Annotated in this window: 8 protein-coding genes; 7 read left to right on the top strand and 1 reads right to left on the bottom strand. The window is 74.6% G+C overall.

Translation table 11 applies throughout. The features are described 5' to 3' along the window. Positions 1 to 310 precede the first annotated feature (310 nt). Positions 311 to 526 carry a hypothetical protein gene (locus ACFXGN_RS03845; protein WP_384853015.1) on the bottom strand — a complete coding sequence of 72 codons (216 nt, stop codon included), beginning with the start codon at positions 524 to 526 and terminating at the stop codon, positions 311 to 313. Between the two features lie 446 nt (positions 527 to 972). On the opposite strand from ACFXGN_RS03845, the gene ACFXGN_RS03840 reads away from it, so the two are divergent. The 7 genes from ACFXGN_RS03840 (at position 973) to ACFXGN_RS03810 (ending at position 24,717) form a co-directional block, all read left to right on the top strand. Beyond that, on the top strand, positions 973 to 2,442 hold the full coding sequence (locus ACFXGN_RS03840) for a helix-turn-helix domain-containing protein (protein WP_384853012.1): 1,470 nt from the start codon (positions 973 to 975) through the stop codon (positions 2,440 to 2,442). 133 nt (positions 2,443 to 2,575) lie between these two features. After that, the gene (locus tag ACFXGN_RS03835; protein ID WP_384853009.1) at positions 2,576 to 9,040 is read left to right on the top strand and encodes an amino acid adenylation domain-containing protein; all 6,465 of its coding nucleotides are present in this window, start codon (positions 2,576 to 2,578) and stop codon (positions 9,038 to 9,040) included. Continuing rightward, a complete protein-coding gene (locus ACFXGN_RS03830; RefSeq protein ID WP_384853006.1) occupies positions 9,037 to 9,828 on the top strand; it encodes a thioesterase II family protein in 792 nt (263 codons plus the stop codon). Before ACFXGN_RS03835 ends, ACFXGN_RS03830 begins: the two co-directional genes overlap by 4 nt. Before the next feature lie 187 nt (positions 9,829 to 10,015). Next, entirely contained in the window at positions 10,016 to 11,050 is a 1,035-nt protein-coding gene (locus ACFXGN_RS03825) for a TauD/TfdA family dioxygenase (RefSeq protein ID WP_384853004.1), read from the top strand. 7 nt (positions 11,051 to 11,057) lie between these two features. Then, positions 11,058 to 12,890: an amino acid adenylation domain-containing protein gene (locus ACFXGN_RS03820; RefSeq protein WP_384853001.1), complete on the top strand. Its 1,833-nt coding sequence runs from the start codon at positions 11,058 to 11,060 to the stop codon at positions 12,888 to 12,890. A gap of 67 nt (positions 12,891 to 12,957) precedes the next feature. Then, entirely contained in the window at positions 12,958 to 16,782 is a 3,825-nt protein-coding gene (locus tag ACFXGN_RS03815) for a condensation domain-containing protein (protein WP_384852998.1), read from the top strand. A 684-nt stretch (positions 16,783 to 17,466) separates the two neighbouring features. Beyond that, positions 17,467 to 24,717 carry an amino acid adenylation domain-containing protein gene (locus tag ACFXGN_RS03810; protein WP_384852995.1) on the top strand — a complete coding sequence of 2,417 codons (7,251 nt, stop codon included), beginning with the start codon at positions 17,467 to 17,469 and terminating at the stop codon, positions 24,715 to 24,717. Positions 24,718 to 24,830 lie beyond the last annotated feature (113 nt).

Below are 24,830 nucleotides of genomic sequence, written 5' to 3'. Positions count from 1 at the left end.
GGGGCCGGGCTGGTGTCGGAGCCTGGGCCGGTATCGGTGTCGGGGCCGGTATCGGTGTCGGGGCCGGTATCGGTGTCGGGGAGCCATGCCCCGGAGGGAAGTTCGTCCCGGAGGGGAGCCGTCTCCCGGCTGTCGCCGTCCGGGAGCCGGGTCCGGGGCGGACGGCCTCGGGAGTCGTGTTCCAATGCCGTACCCGGGCCTGTCTCCGGGCCGTCGTCGTTCCGGGGGCCGCGGGCCGGGGTCTCCCCGGCCGTCGTGCGCGGGGTGGCGTCGCGGGGGTCGTGCGGGGTGGCGGCCTTCGGCCGGCCGGTCAGTCCCAGGGGTCGTTGTTCGTCGCGGTGGGGGTCGGGGTCGGCGCGGGGACGGCGGCACCGTCGGCGGGACCGGCGGGACCGGCGGGGGCGGCCTGGGTGGTCCCCGTGGGGGCCGGGACGTCGTCGGCGTGCGCCGCCTGGGCTCCGAGGACGGCCGCACCGGCGAGGGCGGCGGTGAGGAGGGCGGTGCGGAAGGCCTTGGCGAGGCTCATCTGAGGATCCCTTCGGTTGTCGGTGCGGTGGCCGTGCGGTGCGTTCCGTACGGTGCGCTGCGTCCGTTCCCCGCTTCGCGCCGTTCCGTTCCCTGCTTCGTTCTCTGCTCGTTCCCTGCTTCGTTCTCTGTGGGCACCACGTTAGGAAGCGCCGGAATCGCCCGACCGGCCCCGCCCCTATCCCCCCGTTATCACCGTGTCGACGGGCGCGGGACCGTGATAGCGGCCCGTGGGGCGCCCGCTATCACGGACCGTCGCCGGGGTCCGTCGACGGACCGGGGCGGCGGCGCTGACCTGCGACGACGAGGTTCCCTTGGCTCGGTGATGTTCCGCGGATAGCGCGACTCGAACGATGGGAACAGGAACCGGACGGCGACCGCCCCACGAGGAGGGGAGCCGGACCGCACCTGCCAGGGGGTTCCCCACCACGACTCGCGGGAGCGCAGATGAGCATGACCGGCCCGTCCACCGCGGCAGCCGAAGGACCCTCCGGACTCCGGGGGAACGCCCGCCTCGGCGCCCTCATCAGGAGCCACCGGCTGCGGATCGGTCTCACCCAGCGGGAGCTGGCCGACCTGTCCACGATCAGCGTGCGGGCCATCCGCGACCTGGAGCAGGGCAAGGCCACCCGGCCCCGCGCCGACACCGTACGGCTGATGGCCGACGCGCTCAGACTCGGTGCCCGTGCCCGGACGGCGCTGGAGGCGGCGGCACATCAGGGGCGGTGCGCGACCGGTTCCGCCGGGGCCGTCCTGGACGCCGAGCAGCCCGCCCCGCCGACCGCGCTGCACGGGCTCACGGGCCGTGAGGCGGAGACCGAGGCGATGGTCCGGGAGCTGTCCTCCGCGACGGAACGCCTGGTCAACGTGGTGGGGCTGAGCGGGGTGGGGAAGACCCGGCTGGCCCTGGAAGTGGCGGACCGGCTGTACGCGTCGGGGTTCCCGGTCCTCTGGTACGCGTTCCCCGGGGCGCCCCGGGACTATCTCGCGCCCGCCGGGTCCGGGCGGGCCGACCGGCTCGTCCACACGGCCGTGCGGCACCTCTTCGCCCCGGTGGACGGCGCGCCGGGCGCCTCGGCGGCGGACGGCGGGCGCGCGGGCGAGTCGCTGCCGGAACTGATCGGCGACCGGGCCGTGCTGCTCGTCCTGGACGGGGCTCCGGAGGACGCTCCCCGGTTCGACCGGCTCACCGGGCTGATGCGGGAGTGCCCGGGGCTCCGGCTGCTGGTGACCTCGGAGCAGCCGTGGCAGGTGCCGGGCGAACGCCCCTTCCTGCTGGGCCCGTTGGAGGTGCCCGCCGCGCCGTCCGCCCGTCCGGGCGCGGACCTGGAGGCGCTGTCCGCGCCTTCGGTGAGCCTGTTCCTCGACCATGTGCGGCGGGTGCGGCCGGAGTTCGTGCCCACGGACGCCGATCTGGCGGAGGTGGTACGGATCTGCCGGAGGCTCGACGGGCATCCGATGGCGCTGGGCGCGGCGGCCTCCTGGCTGGCGGTGTGCGATCTGGCGACGCTCCGCGCGAGCCTGGACGGTGATCCGGCGCCGCTGCTGGACCATCTCGCGGGAGGTGACGGCGGGTCGCGCTTCCGGGCGGCCCTGCACCGTGGGCTGGTGCGGCTCTCGCCCGCCAGGCGCACGCTCCTCGCCACCCTGTGCGCGCGGGGCGAGGACCCGGGGGCGGACGGCGGGTTCGGACTGGACGAGGTCGTGCGGCTGACCGGTCTGGGGCTGCCGGAGAGCGGGCGCGCGGTGCGGGACCTGCTGATCAGCGGGGTGATAAGACCGAGCCAGGAGACGGGCCGGTCCCGGTTCCTGGTGCTCCAGCTGGTCCGTGCCTTCCACTGCGGCGCGGACGCGCCGGACGGCCGTGCGGCCGTCGAAGGTGCCGGGCCCGCCGCTCTGGCTGCCGCCGCGCACTGAGCTGCTGCCGGAGTGCCGGGGCAACTGCCGCCCGGGGCGGGGCCCCCGGGTTTGGATGGCATCGGCCGGTTGGTGCGCGGAACGCCCCGGAGTCGGCCGGCCCGCACCCCCGTCTCTCCCAAGGAGCTCGCTCATGGCGTCCGACGCTGGTACCGCCTCCGGTGCGGCAGCCCTGCGGCTGCCGTTGTCGGCAGCGCAGCACGACATCTGGATGGCCCACCACCTCGACCCCTCAGGCCGCCGCTACAACATCGGCGAGTACCACGAGATCCGGGGCGCGGTGGACGAGGAGCTGTTCGCCGCCGCCTGGTACCGGCTGGTCACCGAGGCGGACGTGCTGCGCGTCCGCACGACCGGGTCCGACGAGGACGGTGTCTGGCAGGTCCTGGACCCGGAGCCGGGCGACCGGCGGATCGAGTCGGTGGACCTGAGCGGCGCGGCGGACCCGGCGGCGGAGGGCCGCGCGTGGATCATGCGGTGCCTCGCCGCCCCGTACGACCTGACGGCGGGCCCGCTGTCCCGGCACGCGCTGCTGCGGCTGGGCCCCGAGCACTACCTGTACGTGAAGTGCTATCACCACGTGCTGCTGGACGGGATGGCGTCGTCCATGCTGGACCAGCGGCTCGCGGAGCTGTACGGGCGGGCGCTCGCGGGCGAGCCGTGGGGTCCGACGCCGTTCGGGACGCTGCCGGAGCTGCTCGCGGAGGACGCGGCGCACCGGGCGTCGCCGGAGGCGGCGGCCGAGCGCGCCCACTGGGCGGAGCACCTGGCGGGGCTGCCGGAGACCCCCCGGATCGCCGAGGGCCGTACGGCGGAGGTGCCGGAGGAACTGGCCGAGGGGCGGCCGTTCGTCCGCCGTTCGGCGGTGATCGCGCCAGAACGGGCGGACCGGCTGCGGGAGGTGGCGCGCGCCCACCGGACCCGCTGGCCGATCCTGATGGTGGCGCTGGTCGCCGCGTACGTCCACCGGATCAGCGGGCGCACGGAGCTGACGCTCGGGCTTCCGGTGACGGGCCGTACGTCGGAGACGGCCCGCCGGACGCCGGGAATGGCGTCGAACGTGGTGCCGCTGCGGCTGGCGGTCGATCCCGGCGCCTCACTGTCCGAGCTGGTGCGCACGGTGGTGGCGGAGGCCAGGCACGGGCTGAAGCACCAGCGGACCCGGTACGAGGACATGTGCCGCGACCTGGGTCTGGGCGAGGGCGAGCGGCGGCTGACCGCGCCGCTGGTGAACCTGATGGCGTTCGCGCCCGAGCTGGACTTCGGCGGGCTGCCGACCCTGGCGCACAATCTGAGCAACGGGCCGGTGGAGGACCTGGCGATCGGGGTGTACGACCGGGGTCCCGAGGTGGGTCTGCGAGTCGACTTCGACGCGGCGCCGGAGGTGTGCGATCTGGCGGCCGTCGGGGACCACCAGACGCGGTTCCTGCGGTTCGTGGACACGGCCCTGGCCCGGATGGACGCCGCCGTACGCGAGGTGGACCTGCTCGATCCGGCCGAGCGCCGACTCCTCCTCGACGAGCGCCGGGGTGCGGAGGTCGAGATCGGTGACGGGACGCTGGCGGAGCTGTTCGAGGAGCAGGTGCGGCTTCGTCCGGGGCATCCGGCGGTGGTCTTCGGTGAAGAGACCCTGAGTTACGGGGAGTTGAACGAGCGGGCGAACAGGCTCGCCCATCATCTGATCGACGCGGGACTGCGCCGGGGCGACCTCGCGGGCGTCCTCCTCGACCGGAGCGACACCTTCGCCGTCGCCGTCCTCGCCGTCGTCAAGACCGGAGCCGGATACGCGCTCCTCGACCCCGAATTCCCCGACGAACGCCTGGCGAACACGGCGGCGGACGCCCGGATCGTTTCCCTGGTCACGGACGTCCGGCAGGCGGGGCGGCTGCCGGGACCGTGGCGGACGGTCCTGGTGGACCGGGAGGAAGCCGCGATAGCGGGCCGTCCCACGGGAAACCCGGGGAAGACCGTCACCGGTGACGATGTCGCCTGTGTGATGTTCACATCAGGATCGACCGGACGCCCCAAAGGCATCCTCTCCTCCCACCGCAACCTCGTCTCCACCCTCACCGCACAGACCTACTGCACCTTCGGACCCACCGAAACCTTCCTCCAATGCTCCCCCGTCTCCTGGGACGCCTTCAGCCTCGAATACTGGGGCGCCCTCCTCCACGGCGGCACCACCATCCTCCAACCCGGACAACGCCCCGACCCCACCCACATCACCCACCTCACCACCACCCACCACATCACCATGCTCCAACTCTCCTCCAGCCTCTTCAACCACCTCACCGACGAACACCCCCACACCTTCACCACCACCCACACCACCTACACCGGCGGCGAACCCGCCAGCCCCACCCACACCCACAAACTCCACACCCACCACCCCCACCTCACCATCACCAACGGATACGGCCCCGCCCAATCCCACGGCTTCACCACCACCCACACCATCCACCCCACACCCACACCCCCCACCACCCACCCCATCGGCACCCCCCTCACCAACAAACACACCTACATCCTCGACACCCACCTCAACCCCACACCCCCCGGCACCACCGGCGAGCTCTACCTCACCGGACACGGACTCGCCCACGGCTACCACCACCAACCCACCACCACCGCCACCCACTTCACCCCCAACCCCTACGGACCCCCCGGCACCCGCCTCTACCGCACCGGAGACCTGGCGTACTGGGACTCCGAGGGCCGTCTCCACTACGCGGGGCGCACGGACTCCCAGATCAAGGTGCGCGGCTTCCGGGTGGAGCCCACCGAGATCGAGACCGTCCTCACCGGCCGGCCGGGCGTTCTGGGCGCGGCGGTCCTGGCCCGCCCGGACCGGCACGGGGCCACCCAACTGGTCGCGTACGTGACGGTCGACGATCCGGCCCTCGGCGCGCGGGAGGTCCGCGCGCTGGCCGGGACGCTGCTGCCGGAGCACATGGTCCCGGCGTTCGTCGTGGTCATGGACCGGCTGCCGCTCACCGCCAACGGGAAGATCGACAAGCGGGCCCTGCCGGACCCGGAGCCGGACTCCGTCCGTGGCACGGGCGAGGGCCGGGCACCGCGCACACCGGTGGAGGAGATCCTCTGCGGACTGTTCGCGGAGGTCCTCGGCACCCCCGGCGTCCCGGGCGCGGACGACGGTTTCTTCGACCTCGGCGGCCACTCCCTGCTCGCCGCCCGCCTCACCGGACGCCTCGCGACCGCGCTCGGCGTACGGCTCACCATCCGGGACGTCTTCCAGCATCCGACGCCCGCCGCGCTCGCCCTGCGGATCGCCACCGAGGGCGGTCGGCCGGTCCTTCCGCCACTGACCGCCGGGCAGCGCAGTTGCGCCCTGCCTCCGCTCTCGTTCGCCCAGCGGCGGCTGTGGCTGATCGCCGATCTGGAGCGGGGCGGTTCCTCGTACAACGTGCCGATGAGCGTACGCCTCGAAGGGCCGGTGGACGCCGACGCGCTGCGGGCCGCTTTCATCGATCTGATGACACGTCACGAACCCTTGCGCACGGTGTTCGTGCGGGTGGAGGGGGAGCCTCGGCAGCGGGTCCTCCCGGCCGGTCCCGAGCGGCTGGTGTTCGAGCGGCGGCGGGTGGCTCCGGAAGCGCTGGACGAGGCCGTCGCCACGGCGGCCGGACACGCCTTCGACCCGGCCGTGGAGTGCCCGTTGCGGGTGACGCTCTTCGATCTCGGCGAGGACCGGTACGAACTCCTCGTCCTGTTGCACCACATCGCGACGGACGGACAGTCCCTCACCCCGCTCTTCGCGGACCTGTCCACCGCCTACGCCGCCCGGAAGCTGGGCGAGGACACCGAGTGGAAGGACGAACTCCCGCTCCGGTACGCCGACTTCGCGCACTGGCAGCGGCAGGCGCTCGGGGACGCCGACGACCCGGAGAGTCCGCTGGGCACGGACCTCGCGCACTGGCGGCGCGCCCTCGACGGGCTCCCCGAGGAACTGGGCCCGATCTACGACCGGCCCCGGCCCGCCGTGGCCACGCACCGGGGCGGTGTCGTACGGGTCGACTTCGGTGCCGAGCTGTACCGGGGGATCACGGCCCTCGCCCGGCGGGAGCGGTGCACCCCGTTCATGGTGGTGCACGCGGCGCTCGCGGCGACGCTGACCCGGCTGGGCGCGGGGACCGATCTGGCGGTCGGGGCGCCGGTCGCCGGTCGCCCCGACGAGCGTCTCGTGGACCTGGTGGGGTTCTTCGTGAACACCCTGGTGCTGCGGACCGACACCTCGCGGGACCCGAGCTTCCGCGAGCTGCTCGGCCGGGTGCGGTCCGCCGACCTCGACGCGTACGCCCATCAGGACGCCCCTTTCGACCTGGTCCTCGAAGCGGTGAACCCGCGCCGTTCGCTCGCCCGGCACCCGCTGTTCCAGGTGTGCCTGGCCCTGGAGAACGGCGCGGCGCCCGGCCCCGAACTCGCCGGGGCGCGGACCGTGCGGACGACGGCGGTGTCCAACGGCTCCGCCAAGTTCGACCTGGAGTTCCTGCTCTCCGGGGACGAGGAGGCGGGTCTGACGGGAGCCGTGGTCTACGCGACGGACCTCTTCGACACCTCGACGGTCGAGCGGACCGCCGGGATGCTGCGCCGGGTGCTGGAACAGGCGGTGGCCGATCCGGAGCAGCTCCTGAGCGGCTTCGCCCTCGTCGGCGAGGCGGAACGGCTGCGGCTGCTCGCGGAGGGCCGGGGTGCGGAGGTCGAGATCGGTGACGGGACGCTGGCGGAGCTGTTCGAGGAGCAGGTGCGGCTTCGTCCGGAGCATCCGGCGGTGGTCTTCGGTGAAGAGACCCTGAGCTACGGGGAGTTGAACGAGCGGGCGAACAGGCTCGCCCATCATCTGATCGACGCGGGACTGCGCCGGGGCGACCTCGCGGGCGTCCTGCTCGACCGGAGCGACACCTTCGCCGTCGCCGTCCTCGCCGTCGTCAAGACCGGAGCCGGATACGCGCTCCTCGACCCCGAGTTCCCCGACGAACGCCTGGCGTCGAGTGCCGAGCGGGCCGGGATCACCGTCCTCGTGACGGACGAACCGCAGTCCGCGCGCGTTCCGGGCTCCTGGCGGACGGTCCTGGTCGACCGGGAGGAAGCCGCGATAGCGGGCCGTCCCACGGAGAACCCGGAGGTGCGGCTCACTCCCCAGGACATCGCCTGTGTGATGTTCACATCAGGATCGACCGGACGCCCCAAAGGCATCCTCTCCTCCCACCGCAACCTCGTCTCCACCCTCACCGCACAGACCTACTGCACCTTCGGACCCACCGAAACCTTCCTCCAATGCTCCCCCGTCTCCTGGGACGCCTTCAGCCTCGAATACTGGGGCGCCCTCCTCCACGGCGGCACCACCATCCTCCAACCCGGACAACGCCCCGACCCCACCCACATCACCCACCTCACCACCACCCACCACATCACCATGCTCCAACTCTCCTCCAGCCTCTTCAACCACCTCACCGACGAACACCCCCACACCTTCACCACCACCCACACCACCTACACCGGCGGCGAACCCGCCAGCCCCACCCACACCCACAAACACCACACCCACCACCCCCACCTCACCATCACCAACGGATACGGCCCCGCCGAATCCCTCGGCTTCACCACCACCCACACCATCCACCCCACACCCACACCCCCCACCACCCACCCCATCGGCACCCCCCTCACCAACAAACACACCTACATCCTCGACACCCACCTCAACCCCACACCCCCCGGCACCACCGGCGAGCTCTACCTCACCGGACACGGCCTCGCCCACGGCTACCACCACCAACCCACCACCACCGCAACCCACTTCACCCCCAACCCCTACGGACCCCCCGGCACCCGCCTCTACCGCACCGGAGACCTGGTCAGACGCAGGCCCGACGGGGCACTCGACTACCTCGGGCGCGCCGACGAGCAGGTCAAGATCCGTGGCTTCCGGGTCGAACCCGCCGAGGTCGAGGCGGCCCTGCTGAGCGACGACTCGGTCGCCCAGGCGACGGTCCTGGTCCGCTCGGACGGCGGCCCCGGCCGATCCGAGGAGGGCGGCGAGAAGATCCTCGTCGGGTACGTCGTGGCCGACCCGGCGGGCCCCGCCGCCGACCCGGTCGCGCTGCGGGAGCGCCTGCGCGGTCTGCTCCCCGAGCATCTGGTGCCCGCCAGGATCGCCGTCCTGGACCGGCTGCCGCTGACCGCCAACGGGAAGATCGACAAGCGGGCCCTGCCCCGGGTCGACGCCCCCACCCGTACCACCGGCGGCGGACGCCCGCCGCGCACCCCCGTCGAGCGGACCCTGTGCGCGCTGTTCGCGGACGTGCTCGGCGCGAGCGGCCCCGTGGGCGTCGACGACGACTTCTTCGACCTCGGCGGCCACTCCCTGCTCGCCGCCCGCCTCACCGGACGCCTCGCGACCGCGCTCGGCTCCGCCCTCCCCGCCCGGCTCACCACCCGCGACGTGTTCCTGCATCCCACCCCCGCCGCCCTCGCCGCCCATGTGGCGGCCCAGGAGACGGCCCCGGCCAAGCGGGCCAGGCCCGCGCTGCGCCGCCGTACCGCCGACGACACCCACACCGATCGGAGAAGTTCATGACCCACGACCCGCGCCCCGCGCCCGAGGACGTCGTCTGGGACCTGCCCGGCAGCGGGCCGCACCGGCTCTCGCTCCTGGTCCTCCCGCACGCGGGCGGCAACGCCCACGCCTACGCCGAGTGGCGGGAGCACCTGCCGTCGGACGTCCGGCTGCTGATCGGCCAGTACCCGGGCCGGGGGGCACGCTTCTCGGAGGACCTTCCGGAGTCCGTGGACGATCTGTCCGGGCCGGTCGTGGAGGCGCTCCCGGCCGACGCGGGCGAGCTGGTGGTCCTCGGGCACAGCATGGGTTCCCTGGTCGCCTTCGAGGTCGTCCGTGCCCTCCAGGCGGCCGGGCGCACCCCGCGCGCCCTGATCGCCTCGGCCTGCCGGGCGCCGTTCCTGGCCAACCCGTGCGCCGTACACCCCGAACTCCTCGACGACGACGCCCTGGTGGCGGCGATCAAGGAGCGGGGCGGCACCGACGACTCGATCCTGGACGAGCCGGAGCTGCGGGAGATCGTCCTGCCGTCGATCCGCGCGGACTTCGCCATCGACGACGTCTACCGGTGCGCCGACCGGGACGCCCGGGTGGACTGCCCGGTCACCGTCATCGGCGGCGACGCCGACCCGGTGGCACCGGCGGAGAACCTGCGCCACTGGGCCGGGGTCACCGAGCACGCCTTCACCACCGAGGTGCTGCCCGGCGGTCACTTCTACTTCCACCAGCGACTGGACGCGTTCTTCGCGCTGGTCAACCCGGTGCTCGACGCCGCCGTGGCGCCCGCCCCGACCCCGAGCGCGGTCTGACCCCGCCCGTCTCCCTCCGCACCGAGGCCGGGATCAGGAGCGGCGGCGGCCCGGCCCCGCACTCCGCAGGCCGCGCCCTCGCCCCTCCGCCTCCTCTCCCTTCCGCTTCCTCCGGTTTCTCCGGTTTCTCCGCTTCCTCTTCTGCCTTCCGCTGTCCCTTCCGCACCGACCGATCCGAGGACTTCCCATGACCACGTACGCCGAACCGACCACGGCGACCGCGCTCGACATCGTCCGCGAGCCCGGCAAGCCCGTCGTCGTCCGCACCCCGGCCTTCGACTCCATGACCGAGGCCGCCGCCTGGCTGGACGGGCAGCGCGACGCCGTCCGGGCGGAGCTGCACCGCTCCGGCGCGGTCCTCCTGCGGGGCCTCCCGGTCACCGACGCGGCCGACTTCGCCCGCGCCCGGGACTCCCTCATCCGGGAGCGCGCCGGATACAAGGAGAAGGCCACCCCGCGCACCGACTTCGGCGAGGGCGTGTTCTCCTCCACCGACCTGCCTGCCGTGCAGCCGATCCGGCTGCACAACGAGAACAGCTACACCCTGGACTTCCCCGGCGTGCTGCTCTTCGGCTGCGTCACCGCGCCCGCCGAGGGCGGCGCCACCACCGTCGGCGACATGCGCGAGGCCCTGCGCCTGCTGCCGCCCGAGCTGGCCGAGCGCTTCGCGCGGGCCGGCTGGCTCCTGGTGCGCAACTACTCCGAGCTGGCGGGCCTGCCCTGGTACAAGACCTTCGCCACCGAGGACAAGTCCGTCGCCGAGGCCTACTGCCGGGAGAACACCGTCGGCTACGAGTGGCTCGACGACGACTCCATGCGGACCACCCAGCGCCGCTCGGCGATCGTCACCCACCCGGTGACCGGCGAGAAGGTCTGGTTCAACCACTTCGCGTTCTGGAACAGCCGCACCCTCGACGAGGACGTCCGCGAGGTCCTCCTGGAGACCTACGGCGAGGACGGTCTGCCGTTCTCCACCTATCTGGGCGACGGAACGGCCCTCACCGACGCCGAGGTGGACATCGTCAACGAGGTGTACGACCGGGTCACCGTCCGCGAGACCTGGCAGCGGGGCGACCTGATGCTCGTCGACAACGTCCTGTGCGCCCACGGCCGCGAGGCGTACGCGGGTGACCGGAAGATCCTCGTCGCCATGGGCGAGCCGGTCGCCCTGGCCGACTGCGCCCCCGAGACCGCCCCTTCGACCGCCCGCCACGGGGAGTGAACCCGAGATGACCGCCGTCCTGCCCGAGCGCGCCACCGCGCCCGCCCCCCGTACCGCCGTCCCGTCCGCCGCGCCCGCCGACCTGATGGAGCGGCTCGCCCGGGTCCCCGGCGGCCGTACCGCCGTGGTCGCCGCCGACCGCACCCTCGACTTCGCGCAGCTGCGCGCCGAGGCCGCCCGGATCGCCGCCCGCCTCGCCGGTCTCGGGATCGGCCGCGAGAGCGTCGTCGCGCTCTGCCTGCCGCGCGGCGCGGAGCTCGTCGCCGCCCTCGTCGGCACCCTCACCGCCGGTGCCGCCTATCTGCCCGTCGACCCCAACCTGCCCGCCGACCGGCGCCGCTACCTCGTGGAGGACGCCCGCGCCGACCTGGTCGTGACGTCCGGTGCCGGGGCGGAGCCGCTCACCGGGGGCGTGCCGCACCTGACCGCCGCCGAGCTGGGCGCGCCCGGTCCTGACGCGGGTGGGTTCCTGCCGGTGGCGGTGTCCGCCGACACCCTCGCCTACGTCATCTACACCTCCGGGTCCACCGGCCGCCCCAAGGGCGTGGAGATCGGCCGGGCGTCCGCCGCCGCGCTGCTCGACGAGCTGGAGGGGGCGGGCATCGCCGTCACCGACGGCGGACGGGTCGGCTGGAACGCCTCCCCCTCCTTCGACGCCTCCGTCCAGCAGTGGGTACGGCTCTGCCGGGGCGACACCCTGGTGATGATCGACGAGGAGACCCGGCGGGACCCCGCGCTGCTCGCCGCCTTCGTGGACGTGCACGCCCTCACCGATCTCGATCTGACGCCCTCGCACGCCGATCCGCTGCTCGACCTGCTGTCGGCCGACGGCGGACCGCGCCCGCTGACCCTCCTGGTGGGCGGTGAGGCGGTGTCGCCCGCGCTGTGGCAGCGGATCGCGGCCCGCGCCGCCGCCGGGACGGTCCGTGCGGTGAACCTGTACGGGCCCACCGAGTGCACGGTCGACTCCACCGCCGGGTGGATCGAGGGCCCGGACACGGAGCCGCACATCGGCACCGTGCTCCCCGGGCTGCGGACGCGGCTCCTGGACGAGAGGCTGCGGCCGGTCCCCGAGGGCGCGACCGGCGAGCTGTACCTCGCCGGACCCCGGGTGGGACGCGGATACCGGCGGCGGCCCGCCCTGACGGCGGACCGGTTCGTACCGGACGTCGAGGACCCGGCGGGCGGCGGCAGGATGTACCGGACCGGTGACCTGTGCCGGATGCGCCCGGACGGCCGGCTGGTCTCCCTGGGCCGCGCCGACGGACAGGTGAAGCTGCGCGGCCACCGCATCGAACTGCCGGAGATCGAGGCCGCGTTGACCCGCCTCCCCGGCGTCGCCGAAGCCGCGGTGGTCGTACGGGAGGACCAGGGCGGCACGCCGGGGCTCGCCGCCTACTACCGGGCGGCGACCGGGACCGGGGCGACGGCGGAGGAGCTGCGCACCCTGCTCGCGGCCGAGCTGCCCGCGTACATGGTGCCGTCCTCGTTCACCGCGCTGGACCGCTTCCCGACCACCACCAACGGCAAGCTGGACCGGTCCGCGCTGCCCGCGCCCACCGCACGAGAGCCGGAGGGCGCCGTCGACACCGGTGAACTCTCCGGTGAGGTGGAGCGGTTGATCGGCGGCGTGTGGGCCACGGTGCTCGGCGCCTCCCGGATCGGCCCCGAGGACAACTTCTTCAAGCTGGGCGGCCACTCGCTGCTCGCGATCAAGCTGGTCTCGCGGGTACGGGCGGAGCTGAAGGTGGCGCTGCCGGTGAAGGCGGTCTACTCGCACCCGCGCCTGCGCGATCTGGCCCGGCACATCGAGGAGTTGCTCGCCGCCCCGAAGCCCTGACCTCCGCACCCGCTCCCGCTCCCCCGTCCTTCCGGCCCCGCTCCACTCGCCCCCGATCACCCCGAGGATGACCGTGATCCCCCTGTCCTTCGCCCAGCGTCGTCTGTGGTTCCTGAACCGGCTCGACGGCCCGTCCTCGACGTACAACGCGCCGGTCGTGCTGCGGCTCGACGGGGTCCCGGAGCTTCCGGCCCTCCGGGCGGCGCTCGGGGACCTGGCCCGGCGGCACGAGGTGCTGCGCACGGTGTTCCCCGCCGGGCCGGACGGGGAGCCGTACCAGGACGTCGCCCCGGAAACCGGCATCACCCTGTCGGTACGGGAGTGCCCGGCGGCCGACCTGGACGAGCGGATCGCCCGCTTCGGCCGGGAGACCTTCGACATCGGCTCCCAACTGCCCTTCCGCGCAAGCCTCTTCCTTCCCGAGGGCGGCCCCGGCTCGGTGCTCGTCCTGCTGCTCCACCACGTGGCCACCGACGGCTGGTCGCTCGGCCCGCTGCTGCGCGACCTCACGGAGGCGTACGCGGCGCGGCTCGCCGGGAAGGCCCCCGACCGGCCCGAACTCCCCGTCCGCTACACCGACTACACCCTGTGGCAGCACGAGCTGCTCGGCGATCCGGCCGACCCCGGCAGCCTGGCCCGCGAGCAGCTGGACCACTGGAAGGGGGCCCTGGCGGGGCTGCCGCCGGTGACGGCACTGCCGGCGGACCGGCCCCGGCCCGCCGAGCCCAGCCACCGGGGCGGTACGGTCACCGCGCGGATCGGCCCGGAGGCCCACCGGGGGCTGCTCACGCTGTCGCGGAAAGCAGGCGCGAGCTTGTTCATGGTGGTGCGGGCGGCCCTCGCGACGGCGCTCTCGGCCGCCGGGGCGGGCGAGGACCTGGCGATCGGGACCCCGGTCGCGGGCCGTCCCGAGGAGGACCTGTACGAGCTGGTCGGGTTCTTCGTGAACTCGCTCGCGCTGCGCACCGATCTGTCGGGCGATCCCACGGTCATGGAGCTGGTGGACCGGGTGCGGGCCGCCGACCTCGCCGCGTACGCCCACGAGGAGCTGCCGTTCGACCTCCTCGTGGAGCACCTCAACCCCGACCGTTCGCTCTCCCACCATCCCTTCTTCCAGGTGATGCTGAGCCTCCAGGACTCCGGGGCGCCCGAGCGGATCGCGTTCGGGCCGGTCGCCGCGACCCTGGAGACCTCGGACCTGGCGGCGGCGAAGTTCGACCTGACGGTGGTGTGCGCCGAACGGCAGGGCGCCTCGGGCGGACCCGACGGTCTGGAGGTCGCCTTCCAGTACGCGACGGACCTGTTCGACGAGGGAACCGCCCGTCTCCTCCTCGACCTGTACGTCCGGGCGCTCCTGGCCTTCGCCGACCGGCCCGGCGCCCGGCTCGGGGAACTCGCCCTGGCCGGGGAGGACGAGCGCGCCGCTCTCGCGGACCGGCACGCACGGCTGGCCGTCGCCGCCGCCGAGCGGCACGCGGCGGATCGGGAGGCGGGCCCGGCGGGCGGGGCGGACGCGGGGCCGCTCACCGAGATCCTCTGCGGGCTCTTCGCCGAGGTGCTCGGCCTCGGGCGGATCGGCGCGGAGGACAACTTCTTCCGTTCGGGCGGGCATTCGCTGCTCGCCGGGAAGCTGATGAACCGGGTGCGGACGGTGGTGGGCCGGGAGGCGGGCATCCGTGACCTGTTCCTCGCGCCGACCCCGGCGGGGCTCGCCCGGCGCATCGGGGAACGGGACGGCGACGGCGGAACGCGCCCGGCGTTGCGTCCGGTGCCTCCGGCCGAGCGGCCCGAGCGGCTGCCGCTGTCGTACGCGCAGCGGAGCCTGTGGTTCGTGGGACAGCTGGAGGGGCGCAGCGCCACGTACAACATTCCGCTGGTGCGGCGGCTCGACCGGCCGCTGCTCGCGGGGCCGTTCGCGCGGGCGCTCGCGGACGTGGCGGAGCGGCACGAGGTGCTGCGGACCGTGTATCCGTCGCTCGCGGGCGAGCCGTACCAGGAGATCCGGTCCGGTGTCCGGCCCGCGCTCGCGCTGGTGCGGGTCGCGGACGCGGCGGGGGTCGCGGCGGCGGTGGACACGGCGGCGGGGTACGTCTTCGACCTGGCGACGGAGATCCCCTTCCGGGCCACCCTGATCGACGGCGCGGCGGACGGCGGTCAGGTGCTCGTCCTGCTGGTGCACCACATCGCCGGGGACGGCTGGTCCACCGAGCACCTGCTCGCCGATCTGGCCGAGGCGTACACGGCACGGCTCACGGGGCGGGAACCGGGGAAGGAACCGCTGCCGGTCCAGTACGCCGACTACACCCTGTGGCAGCGGGAGCTGCTCGGGGACGCCGAGCGGGCGGACAGCCTGATGAGTCGTCAACTGGGTTACTGGAAGCAGAATCTGACGGGCCTTCCGCCGTTGATCGGACTGCCCACCGACCGGCCGCGTCCGGCCGAGCCCTCCCACCGGGGCGCCCTGGCCCCCTTCTCCCTGGACGCGGAGACCCACCGGGCCCTGGTGGGTACCGCGCACGCCACCGGGACGACCCTTTTCATGGTGGTGCAGGCGGCGCTGCTCGCGCTGCTGAGCCGTCACGGGGCCGGGTCCGAGCCCGCGGTGGGCACCACGGTGGCGGGGCGCGGCGACGACGCCCTGCACCGGCTCGCCGGGTTCTTCGTGAACACCCTGGTCCTGCGGACGTCCACGGACGGCGACCCGCGCTTCACGGAGCTGCTCGGCCGGGTCAGGGAGACCGACCTCGGGGCCTTCGGGCACCAGGACGTGCCCTTCGACCGGCTCGTGGAGCACCTCAACCCGCGCCGGTCCTCCGCCCATCACCCGCTGGTGCAGGTGATGCTCCAGGTGCACACCTCCGGCGGCGGGGCGGCGCCCTCGGCCCTGTCGGGGACACCGGTGCCGTTCGGGACGGACAGCGCCAAGACCGATCTGACGTTCGCGCTGACGGCGGACCGGGACGCCGCCGGGGAACCGGGCGGACTGACGGGCGTACTGGAGTACGCGACGGACCTCTTCACCCCGGCCACCGCCGCGCTGCTCACGGCACGTCTGGTGGCCACCCTGCGGGCGGTCGCCGCCGACCCGGAGCAGCGGGTGGACGACCTGGTGTACACGGACGCCACGGCCGGAGCGGCGGACGGCGAGGAGCTCGTCCTGGACGGGCGGGGACGCCCGGCGCCGGTGGGCGTACCGGGTGAGGTGCACCGGCGCGGGGGCGCGGCGGGCGGTCCGCCGCCGCGGACCGGGCGGCGGGCGGTGCGGGGCACCGACGGGGTGCTGCGGACGCTCGGGGACCGCACCGTCGGCGGGTACGTGGTGGAGCCCGGCCGGGTGGAGGCGGCGCTCACCGCGCATCCGGCGGTCGCGGAGGCGGCCACGGCGGTCCGCGCGGACCGGCTGCTCGCCTATGTGGTGCGGCGGCCCGGCGCGGCGGCGGTGGAGGCCGCGGAGCTGCGGTCCTGGGCGGCCGGGCGGCTGCCCGAGTATCTGGTGCCGACGGTGGTGGTGGTCCTGTCCGGGCTGCCGAGGGACGCGGACGGCGGCGTCGACGCGGGAGCCCTGCCGGAGCCGGGGCAGGAGCCGCCGGTGGAGGCGGCCACGCCGTGGGAGGAGCGGGTCGGCGCCCTGTTCACGGAGCTGCTCGGCGGTCGCGCGGTCGGCCGGGACGACAACTTCTTCCGGGTGGGCGGGCATTCGCTGCTCGCGGTGCAGTTGGTGAACCGGGTGCGGGCGGACCTCGGCCGGGAGATCACCCTGCGGGAGGTGTTCCGCCATCCGACTGTCGCCACCCTCGCCGCGCAGCTCGCGGCACCCGCCGCGCAGACCCCGGCGAAGGCGCCCGCCCTGCGCCGCCGCACCCGGGCGGGGACACGGGTCCCGACGAGCTGACGGCCGGGAGGGGGCCGGGGCGGGGTACTTTCCGGCTGGCACCGGGGCGGGGCGGGATGCCGACGGGCCGGCCGGGGCGGGTGCCATTCAGTCGGCCCCCGGGGGAGAGGCAGGGTGCCGTTCAGCCGACCCCTCCGGGGGTGGGGGCACCAATGCCGGTCTCCGTCCGTCCCCACCCATCCCCGTCCCCGCCCCGCTATCGCCCTCACCCCGCCCTCGTCCGTACGCCACCGTCGCCGTGGCGGTGTTCTCGGCCCGGCCACGACGGCCGGGCCGTTCCGCGTGCGGCGGCGGGCGCCGACCCCGTCCGTCCCGCCTCCCGGGACGGAGCCCTCCGTCGAGGTGGCCGCGCGGCCACCGGCGGAGGCCCTGGCGGTGGTCCGGCGGGACCGGGCCAGGCCCCTTGGCCTCCGGCGCCGGGGCATCCATGTTCCTGCTTGACCGCAGGGCCGCCTCCCGAGCCGCCACCGGGCCCGTACGGCGTCCGTCTCCGGGGAGGGGGCTTCCCGGCGGGGCGACCCGTACCACGGCTCCCCCGGCGGTAGTCCGTGGCGGCAGTATCGCCGGGGATTCTGCCGGAGGGACTGCCCGCCGGGCCGGTGGGGCGCGCCTAGCGTGGGGGCACGGAGGCAAGCGGCACCGACGCCCCCGGCCCTCACCCCCGTTCCCGCTGGAGGACCCACGATGCCCGCACCCGAGCCGATGCTCCTCGACGGCGGCCCCGCGGTGCGGCCCGCGCCGCTCGTGCTCGACCGGATCGACGCCCGGGTCGCCGCGGACCCCGGGCGGCTCGCGCTGGTCCACGGGGACGAGCGGATGACGTACGGCGAGCTGGCCGGGGCCGTCGCCGCGCGGGCCGCCGAGCTGGCCGCGCTCGGGGCGGGCCCCGGGCGGCTGGTCGCGGTGCACCGGCCTCGTGGTGTGCGGGCGATCGTGGGGCTGCTGGCCGTGCTGCGGACCGGCGCCGCGTATCTGCCGCTGGACATCCAGGCGCCGGACGCCCGCAACGCGGCGATCCTCGCCGACGCCTGCGGGGACGCCGCGCCCGAGCCGGCCGAGGTCGCCGCGCGGGGCGAGCTGGTGCTCGGCGGTCCCGGGGCGCCCGAGGACGCCGCCTACGTCATCTACACGTCCGGTTCGACGGGGACGCCCAACGGCGTGGTCGTCGGGCACGGTTCGCTCGCCCACTTCGTGGCCGGGGCGACCCCGGCGTACGGCATCGGCGCCGAGGACCGGGTGCTGCAGTTCAGCCCGCTGCACTTCGACGCCAGTGTGCAGGAGATCTTCTGCACGCTCGGCGCGGGCGGCGTCCTGGTGCTCCGCACCGACGACATGCTGGACGTGCGGGACCTCCTCGCGGGCTGCGCGGCCCACGGGGTGAGCGTGCTCGATCTGCCCGCCGCGTACTGGCACGAGCTGGTCTACGCGCTGGCCGCCGGTCTCGTCGCGCTCCCGGACCGCCTGCGCACGGTCCTCATCTACGGCGAGGCGGCGCTGCCCGAGCGGGTGGCGCAGTGGTGCCGACTGGTGGAGGGCCGGGTGCGGCTCCTCAACGTGTACGGTCCGACGGAGACGACCGTCGTCGCCACCGTCGCGGACCTGTCCGGCTACGAAGACGGTCCCGTGCCCATCGGCCGTCCGCTGCCGGGGGTGCGCGGTGCGCTCGTGGACGGCGAACTGTGGCTCCTGGGCGGTGGCCTGACGCTGGGTTACCTCGGGCGTCCGGAGCTGAACGCGCGCCGGTTCACGTCGCTGGGCGGCGAGCGCGCCTACCGGACCGGGGACGTGGCGAGCTTCCGGACCGACGGGCAGATCGACTACCACGGCCGGATCGACGACGAGGTGAAGATCGGCGGCCAGCGGATCGACCCGGCTTCCGTCGAGTCGGTGCTCTCCGGTCACCCGGGGGTCCGGGAGGTGGCCGTGGTCGCCCAGGAGGCGGAGGCCGGAGTCAAGCGGCTGGTCGCCTTCGCCGTGGTCGAGCCGGGCGTCGGGGCGGACGAACTCCGTGACGCGGTAAGGGAGTCGATGCCCGCGGCGGCAGTTCCGAGCGTGGTGGCGCTGGTCGCGGAGCTGCCCCGGACCAGTTCGGGGAAGATCGCCCGGAAGGTGCTGCGGACCACCGACCCGTGCCCGCCGCTGGTGCTCCTCGACGAGGCCGACCGGGTGCCGCTGTCGGCCGCGCAGCGCAGGCTGTGGCTCATCGGCCGGATGGAGGGCCCCTCGGCGACGTACAACATGCCCGTCGTGGTGGAGCTGGACGGGCTGCCCGACCGGGTCGCGCTGGCCGCCGCCCTGACGGACCTGGTGGAGCGCCACGAGGTGCTGCGGACGGTGTTCCCGGCCGCCGGGGGCGAGCCGTACCAGCACGTCCTGGACACGGCGGCGCCGCTCTTCACCGTCGAGAGGTGCGCCCCCGGGGAGCTGGCCGCGCGGATCGCCGCACGGACCGCCGAGCCCTTCGACCTCACCCGCGAGCGGCCCTTCCGGGCCCGCCTCATCGACACCGGGGACGGCGGGTCCACGCTCGTCCTGCTGCTGCACCACGTGGCCGGTGACGGCTGGTCGGTCGATCCGCTGCTCCGGGACCTGGCCACCGCCTACGACGCCCGTCTCGCGGGCCGCGCGCCCGGCCGGGAGCCGCTGCCGGTCCAGTACGCCGACTACACCCTGTGGCAGCACGAGCTGCTCGGCGAGGTGACGGATCCCAAGAGCCTGGCACACCGTCAGCTCACGTACTGGCGGGAGGCGTTGGCGGGGATGCCGGGTGCGGCGCCGCTCCCGCTGGACCGGCCGCGGCCCGCCGATCCCTCGCACCGGGGCGCCACGGTCACCGCCCGGCTCGACGCGGACGTCCAGGACCGGCTGGCCCGGCTCGCCGACGAACGCGGCGCGAGCATGATGATGGTGCTCCAGGCGGCGCTCGCGGTCACCCTGGCCGCCACCGGTACCGGCACCGACATCCCCCTGGGCACCCCCGTGGCGGGGCGCTCCGACGAGGCGCTGGGCGATCTGGTCGGCTTCTTCGTGAACACGCTGGTCCTGCGCACCGACACCTCGGGCGCGCCGACCTTCGGGGAGCTGGTGGAGCGCGTGCGGGACGCCGACCTCGCCGCGTACGCCCACCAGGAGCTGCCCTTCGACCTGCTCGTGGAACAGCTCAACCCGGAACGCGTCCTGGGCCGTCACCCGCTGTTCCAGGTGATGCTGACCGTGCAGGGCGAGGCGCCGGGCGGTGAGCGGACGACGGAACTCGGCGGGCTGCGGGGGCGGTTCGCGGACAGTGGGCTGCGGGTCGCCAAGTTCGACCTGATGGCGTCCTGCTTCGACGGCCGGGACGGGGCGGGGAACGCCACCGGGCTCGACGTCTGGCTGCAGTACGCCACGGATCTCTTCGACGGGTCGACCGCGCGGCTGCTGCTGGACGTCTTCGAGCGGGTGCTGCGGGCGTGCGCCGCCGACCCGGAGCTGCGGCCCTCCTCGCTCGCCCTGGTGGCGCCGAAGGAGCGGGAGGGGCTCGCGGCGCGCCGTACGGCCGTCGCCGAGCTGGCCGCCGCCCGCGCGGCGGAGGCGGAGCGGTCGGCCGGGAGCGGCGCCGGGCAGGGCGCGGCCCCGCACCAAGAAGCCCTCCAGGCGTTGTTCGCCGAGGTGCTGGGTGTCGAACGGGTCGGCGCCGACGAGGACTTCTTCTCCATCGGCGGGCACTCCATGTCGGGGGTGCGGCTCTGCAACCGGGTCCGCGCGCTCCTCGGCGTCGAGGTCCGCATCCGGGACCTGTTCCTGGCGCCGAGCCCCGCCCGGCTCGCCCGCCGGATCGCGGAGCGCCCGGCGGACGGGGACGCCGAGGGCGCGGACGGTACGGCGACCGGTGACGGGTCGGCCGGGGACGGACCGGCCGGGCGGGGGCGTTCGCGGCGGGAGCCGCTGGTCAGGGCCGCCCGGCGGCCGGAGCGGCTGCCGCTGTCGTACGCGCAGCGCAGGCTGTGGTTCGTGAACGAGCTGGAGGGCGCCGGTCCCTCGTACAACATTCCGATCGTGCTGCGGCCCGCGCGGACCCTGGACGCTCCGGCGCTGACCGCCGCGCTCGCGGACGTCGCCGCCCGGCACGAGGTGCTGCGGACGGTGTACCCGGCGGTCGAGGGCGAGCCGTACCAGCGGATCCTGGACGGTGCCCGGCCGGTCCTCGAAGTGGTGGGGGTGCCCGCCGGGGAGCTGGACCGCGCCCTGGCCTCGGCCGCCGGGCACGTGTTCGACCTGGCGCGGGACGTGCCCCTGCGGGCCTGGCTGATCACCCCGGACGACGGCAGTGGTCAGGTGCTGGTGCTGCTCCTGCACCACATCGCGGGCGACGGCTGGTCCACGGGCCCGCTGCTCGGGGACCTCTCGGCGGCCTACGGCGCCCGGCTCGCGGGTCGGGCCCCCGGCTGGGAGCCGCTGCCGGTGCAGTACGCCGACTACACCCTGTGGCAGCTCGGCGCGGCCCATGACGGGCGCGCTGAAAACGATCTCGCCTTCTGGGAGCGGGAGTTGGCGGATCTGCCGCCGGTCCTGGAGCTTCCGGCGGCCCGTACCCGGCCCGCCGAGGCCACCCACCGGGGCGCCCGGGTCCCGCTGGACGTGAGCCCCTCGACGCACACGGCGCTGGCCCGGCTGGCCCGGGAGACCGGTACCACCCTGTTCATGGTGGTGCAGGCGGCCCTCGCCGCGACCCTGACCCGGCACGGTGCGGGCACGGACCTGCCGCTGGGCACGATGGCGGCGGGCCGTGACGACGACGCCCTCGGCGGGCTCGTCGGCTTCTTCGTCAACACGCTGGTGCTGCGCACGGACACGTCGGGCGACCCGTCGTTCCGGGAGCTGCTCGGCCGGGTCCGGGAGACCGGTCTGGCGGCCTACGCCCATCAGGAACTCCCCTTCGACCGGCTCGTCGAGCACCTCAACCCGCGCCGTTCCACCGCCCATCACCCGCTGGTGCAGGTGATCGTGCAGCTCCACCAGGACTACACGGCCGGACTCGGCGACGCGGCCCTCGCCGGGACCCCGGTGGCGGTGGAGAACGGCTCGACCAAGTTCGACATGACGCTCGCGCTGTGGGAGGCCCACGGCCCGGACGGCGTGCCCGCCGGGCTCTCCGGCGGTCTGGAGTACGCCACCGACCTGTACGACGCGGCCACCGCCGGGCTGCTGGCCGGCCGGATCGCGGCGACCCTGGAGGCGGTGGCGGCCGATCCCGGCCTGCGGATCGGTGAGTTGGGGCGGCTGACGCCCGAGGAGCACGCGCTGCTCGTGCGGGAGCACGACGACACCGCCCACGGCGCCGCCGCCGAGGGGCCGTTCGCCCCGGGCCCGGTGCACGTCCTGCTCGCGGAGCGGGCCCGCCGGACGCCCGACGCGCCCGCCGTGACCTTCGGCGCCGAGACCCTCTCGTACGCCGAACTCGACTCCCGGGCCAATGTCCTGGCGCACCGGCTGCTCGCCGCCGCGCCCGCCCCGCGCCCCGCCGTCGGCGTCCTCCTGGAGCGCGGTCCGCTGCTCGTGGTGGCGGCGCTCGCGGCCCTCAAGTGCGGCGCGGCCTATCTGCCGCTGGACCCGGCGCTGCCGGAGGCCCGCCTGACGATGATGCTGGCGGACGCGGGGGCGGGGGCCCTGGTCACGGACGGTTCCCTGGCGGACGCGGCGGCCGTGACGGCGGCGCGGGAGGCCGGTCTTCCGGTGCTCGTCGCGGACGCGGCGGACGGCGACGCGAAGCACGGTGACGCGGCGGACGGCGACACGGGGCACGGTGACGCGGCGGACGGTGCCGTGGCGGACCCGGGCGATCCCGGTGTCCCGGTCGCCGCCGACGACCTCATGTACGTGATGTTCACCTCGGGCTCCACCGGCCGCCCCAAGGGCGTCGGGGTCACCCACGCCAACGTGGCCGCGCTGGCCGCGGACCGCGAGTGGGACGTCGCCCACCACGCCCGGATGCTGGTGCACTCGGCGATCGGCTTCGACGCCTCCACGTACGAGTTGTGGGTGCCGCTGCTGCACGGCGGGGAGCTGGTGATCGCCCCCGGGGACGGCGCCGACCTGGCCGAGCTGGACCGCACGGTCCGGGCCCACGGGGTCACCGCCGCCTACTTCACGATGGGCCTCTTCCATGTGATGGCCGACGAGGGTCTCGACACGCTGCGGCTCCTCAAGGAGGTGTGGACGGGCGGTGACACGGCCTCGCCGAGCGCCCTGCGCCGGGTCCTCGCGCACTGCCCGGACACCGTGGTCGTGCACTCCTACGGTCCCACCGAGACCACCTTCGCCTCCCACAACCAGCGGTTCGCCGTCCACCAGCGGACGCTGCCCGGGGTGTTCCTGGGACGGCCGATGGACAACACCCGGGGCTACGTCCTCGACGAGCGGCTGCGGCCCGTGCCGCCGGGGGTGCCGGGGGAGCTGTACGTCGCGGGCTCGCACGTGGCCCGGGGGTACGTGGGGCGGCCCGCGCTGACGTCGGAACGGTTCGTGCCGGACGCGTACGGCGACGGCGGGCGGATGTACCGCACCGGTGACCTGGTGTGCCGGACGCCCGAGGGCGAACTGCGGTTCCTCGGCCGGGCCGACGGCCAGGTGAAGCTGCGCGGCTTCCGCATCGAGCCCGGCGAGGCCGAGGAGGCCCTCTCCCGGCACCCCGCCGTCGGACAGGCCGTGGTCGTCGTCCGGGAGGACCGGCCGGGCGAGAAGGAACTCGTCGGGTACGTGGTCCCCCGCGCGGGTACCACGGTCACCGGGGCCGAGGTCCTCGCGACGGCCGCCGCCGAACTGCCCGCGCATCTGGTGCCCGCCGCCGTGGTCGTCCTGGACGCCGTCCCGCTGACCGTCAACGGAAAGCCCGACCGCCGGGCCCTGCCCGCCCCGGAGCGGCCCGCCGCGACGGCGTCGGGCCGACGCCCCCGCAGCGCCCGCGAGGAGGTGCTGTGCGGCCTCTTCGCCGAGATCCTCGGTGTGCCGGAGGTCGGCATCGACGACAACTTCTTCGCCCTGGGCGGCCATTCGCTCCTCGGCGTCCGGCTCGTGAGCCGGATGCGGACGGTCCTCGGCGTGGAGCGCGGGGTCCGCGACCTCTTCCGCACCCCGACCGTCGCCGGGCTGCTCCGGGCGCACGAGCAGGACGGCGCCGACGGCGGCGCCATGGGGGTGCTGCTGCCGCTGAGCACCCGGGGCCGCCGCCGCCCGCTGTTCTGCGTGCACCCCGGGACGGGGGTCGGCTGGTCGTACGCCGGGCTCGCCCGGCACCTCGGCGAGGACCAGCCGCTGTACGCCCTCCAGGCCCGCGCCCTGAGCGAACCGGGGTACGCCCCGGGCAGCGTGGAGGAGATGGCCGAGGAGTATCTGGAGCGCGTCCGGCTGGTGCAGCCGTGGGGCCCCTACCGGCTGCTCGGCTGGTCCTTCGGCGGCACGGTGGCGCACGCCATGGCCGTACGGCTCGCGGAGCTCGGGGAGCGGGTGGAGCTGCTGGCCCTGATGGACGTGCACCGGACCGGTCCCGGCAGCCCCGCGCACGCCCGCGCCGCCTCGGCGGCGGACGGCCCCGACCTCTCCGACCCGGCGGCGGTGGCCGCCGCGATCGAGGCGGCGCGCCGGGACGATCCGGTGCTCGCCGGGTTCACCGACGCGGAGCTGCGGGCCGTGGCGGGCGCCTCCCGCACCCACACGGAGCTGATAGCCCGGTACGTGCCCGGACGGGCCGCCGCGGACACGGTGTTCTTCACGGCCCGTCGGCCGGGCGAGGAACCGGGGGCGCTCGCCGCCTCGTGGCGTCCCTTCCTCGACGGGAACCTGGAGAACCACACGGTCGACTCCACCCATCTGGGCATGACCGAACCCGAACCCCTCCGGGAGATCGGCCGGATCGTCGCCGGGAAGCTCGATTCCTTCAGCATCACACACACCCACTGAACAGAATTCCGCACATCAACTCCGCATCCCCGTTCCACAGCACCGTTCCAGCACTCCCCATTCCACACCCCCCATTCCGCACGCGAATTCACCGATTGAATTCGGTGCATCGA

Source organism: Streptomyces sp. NPDC059247, from assembly GCF_042754005.1.
Taxonomy (GTDB): domain Bacteria; phylum Actinomycetota; class Actinomycetes; order Streptomycetales; family Streptomycetaceae; genus Streptomyces.
The sequence above is the reverse complement of the archived record's forward strand: the minus strand, read 5'-3'. Positions and strand labels throughout refer to the sequence as shown.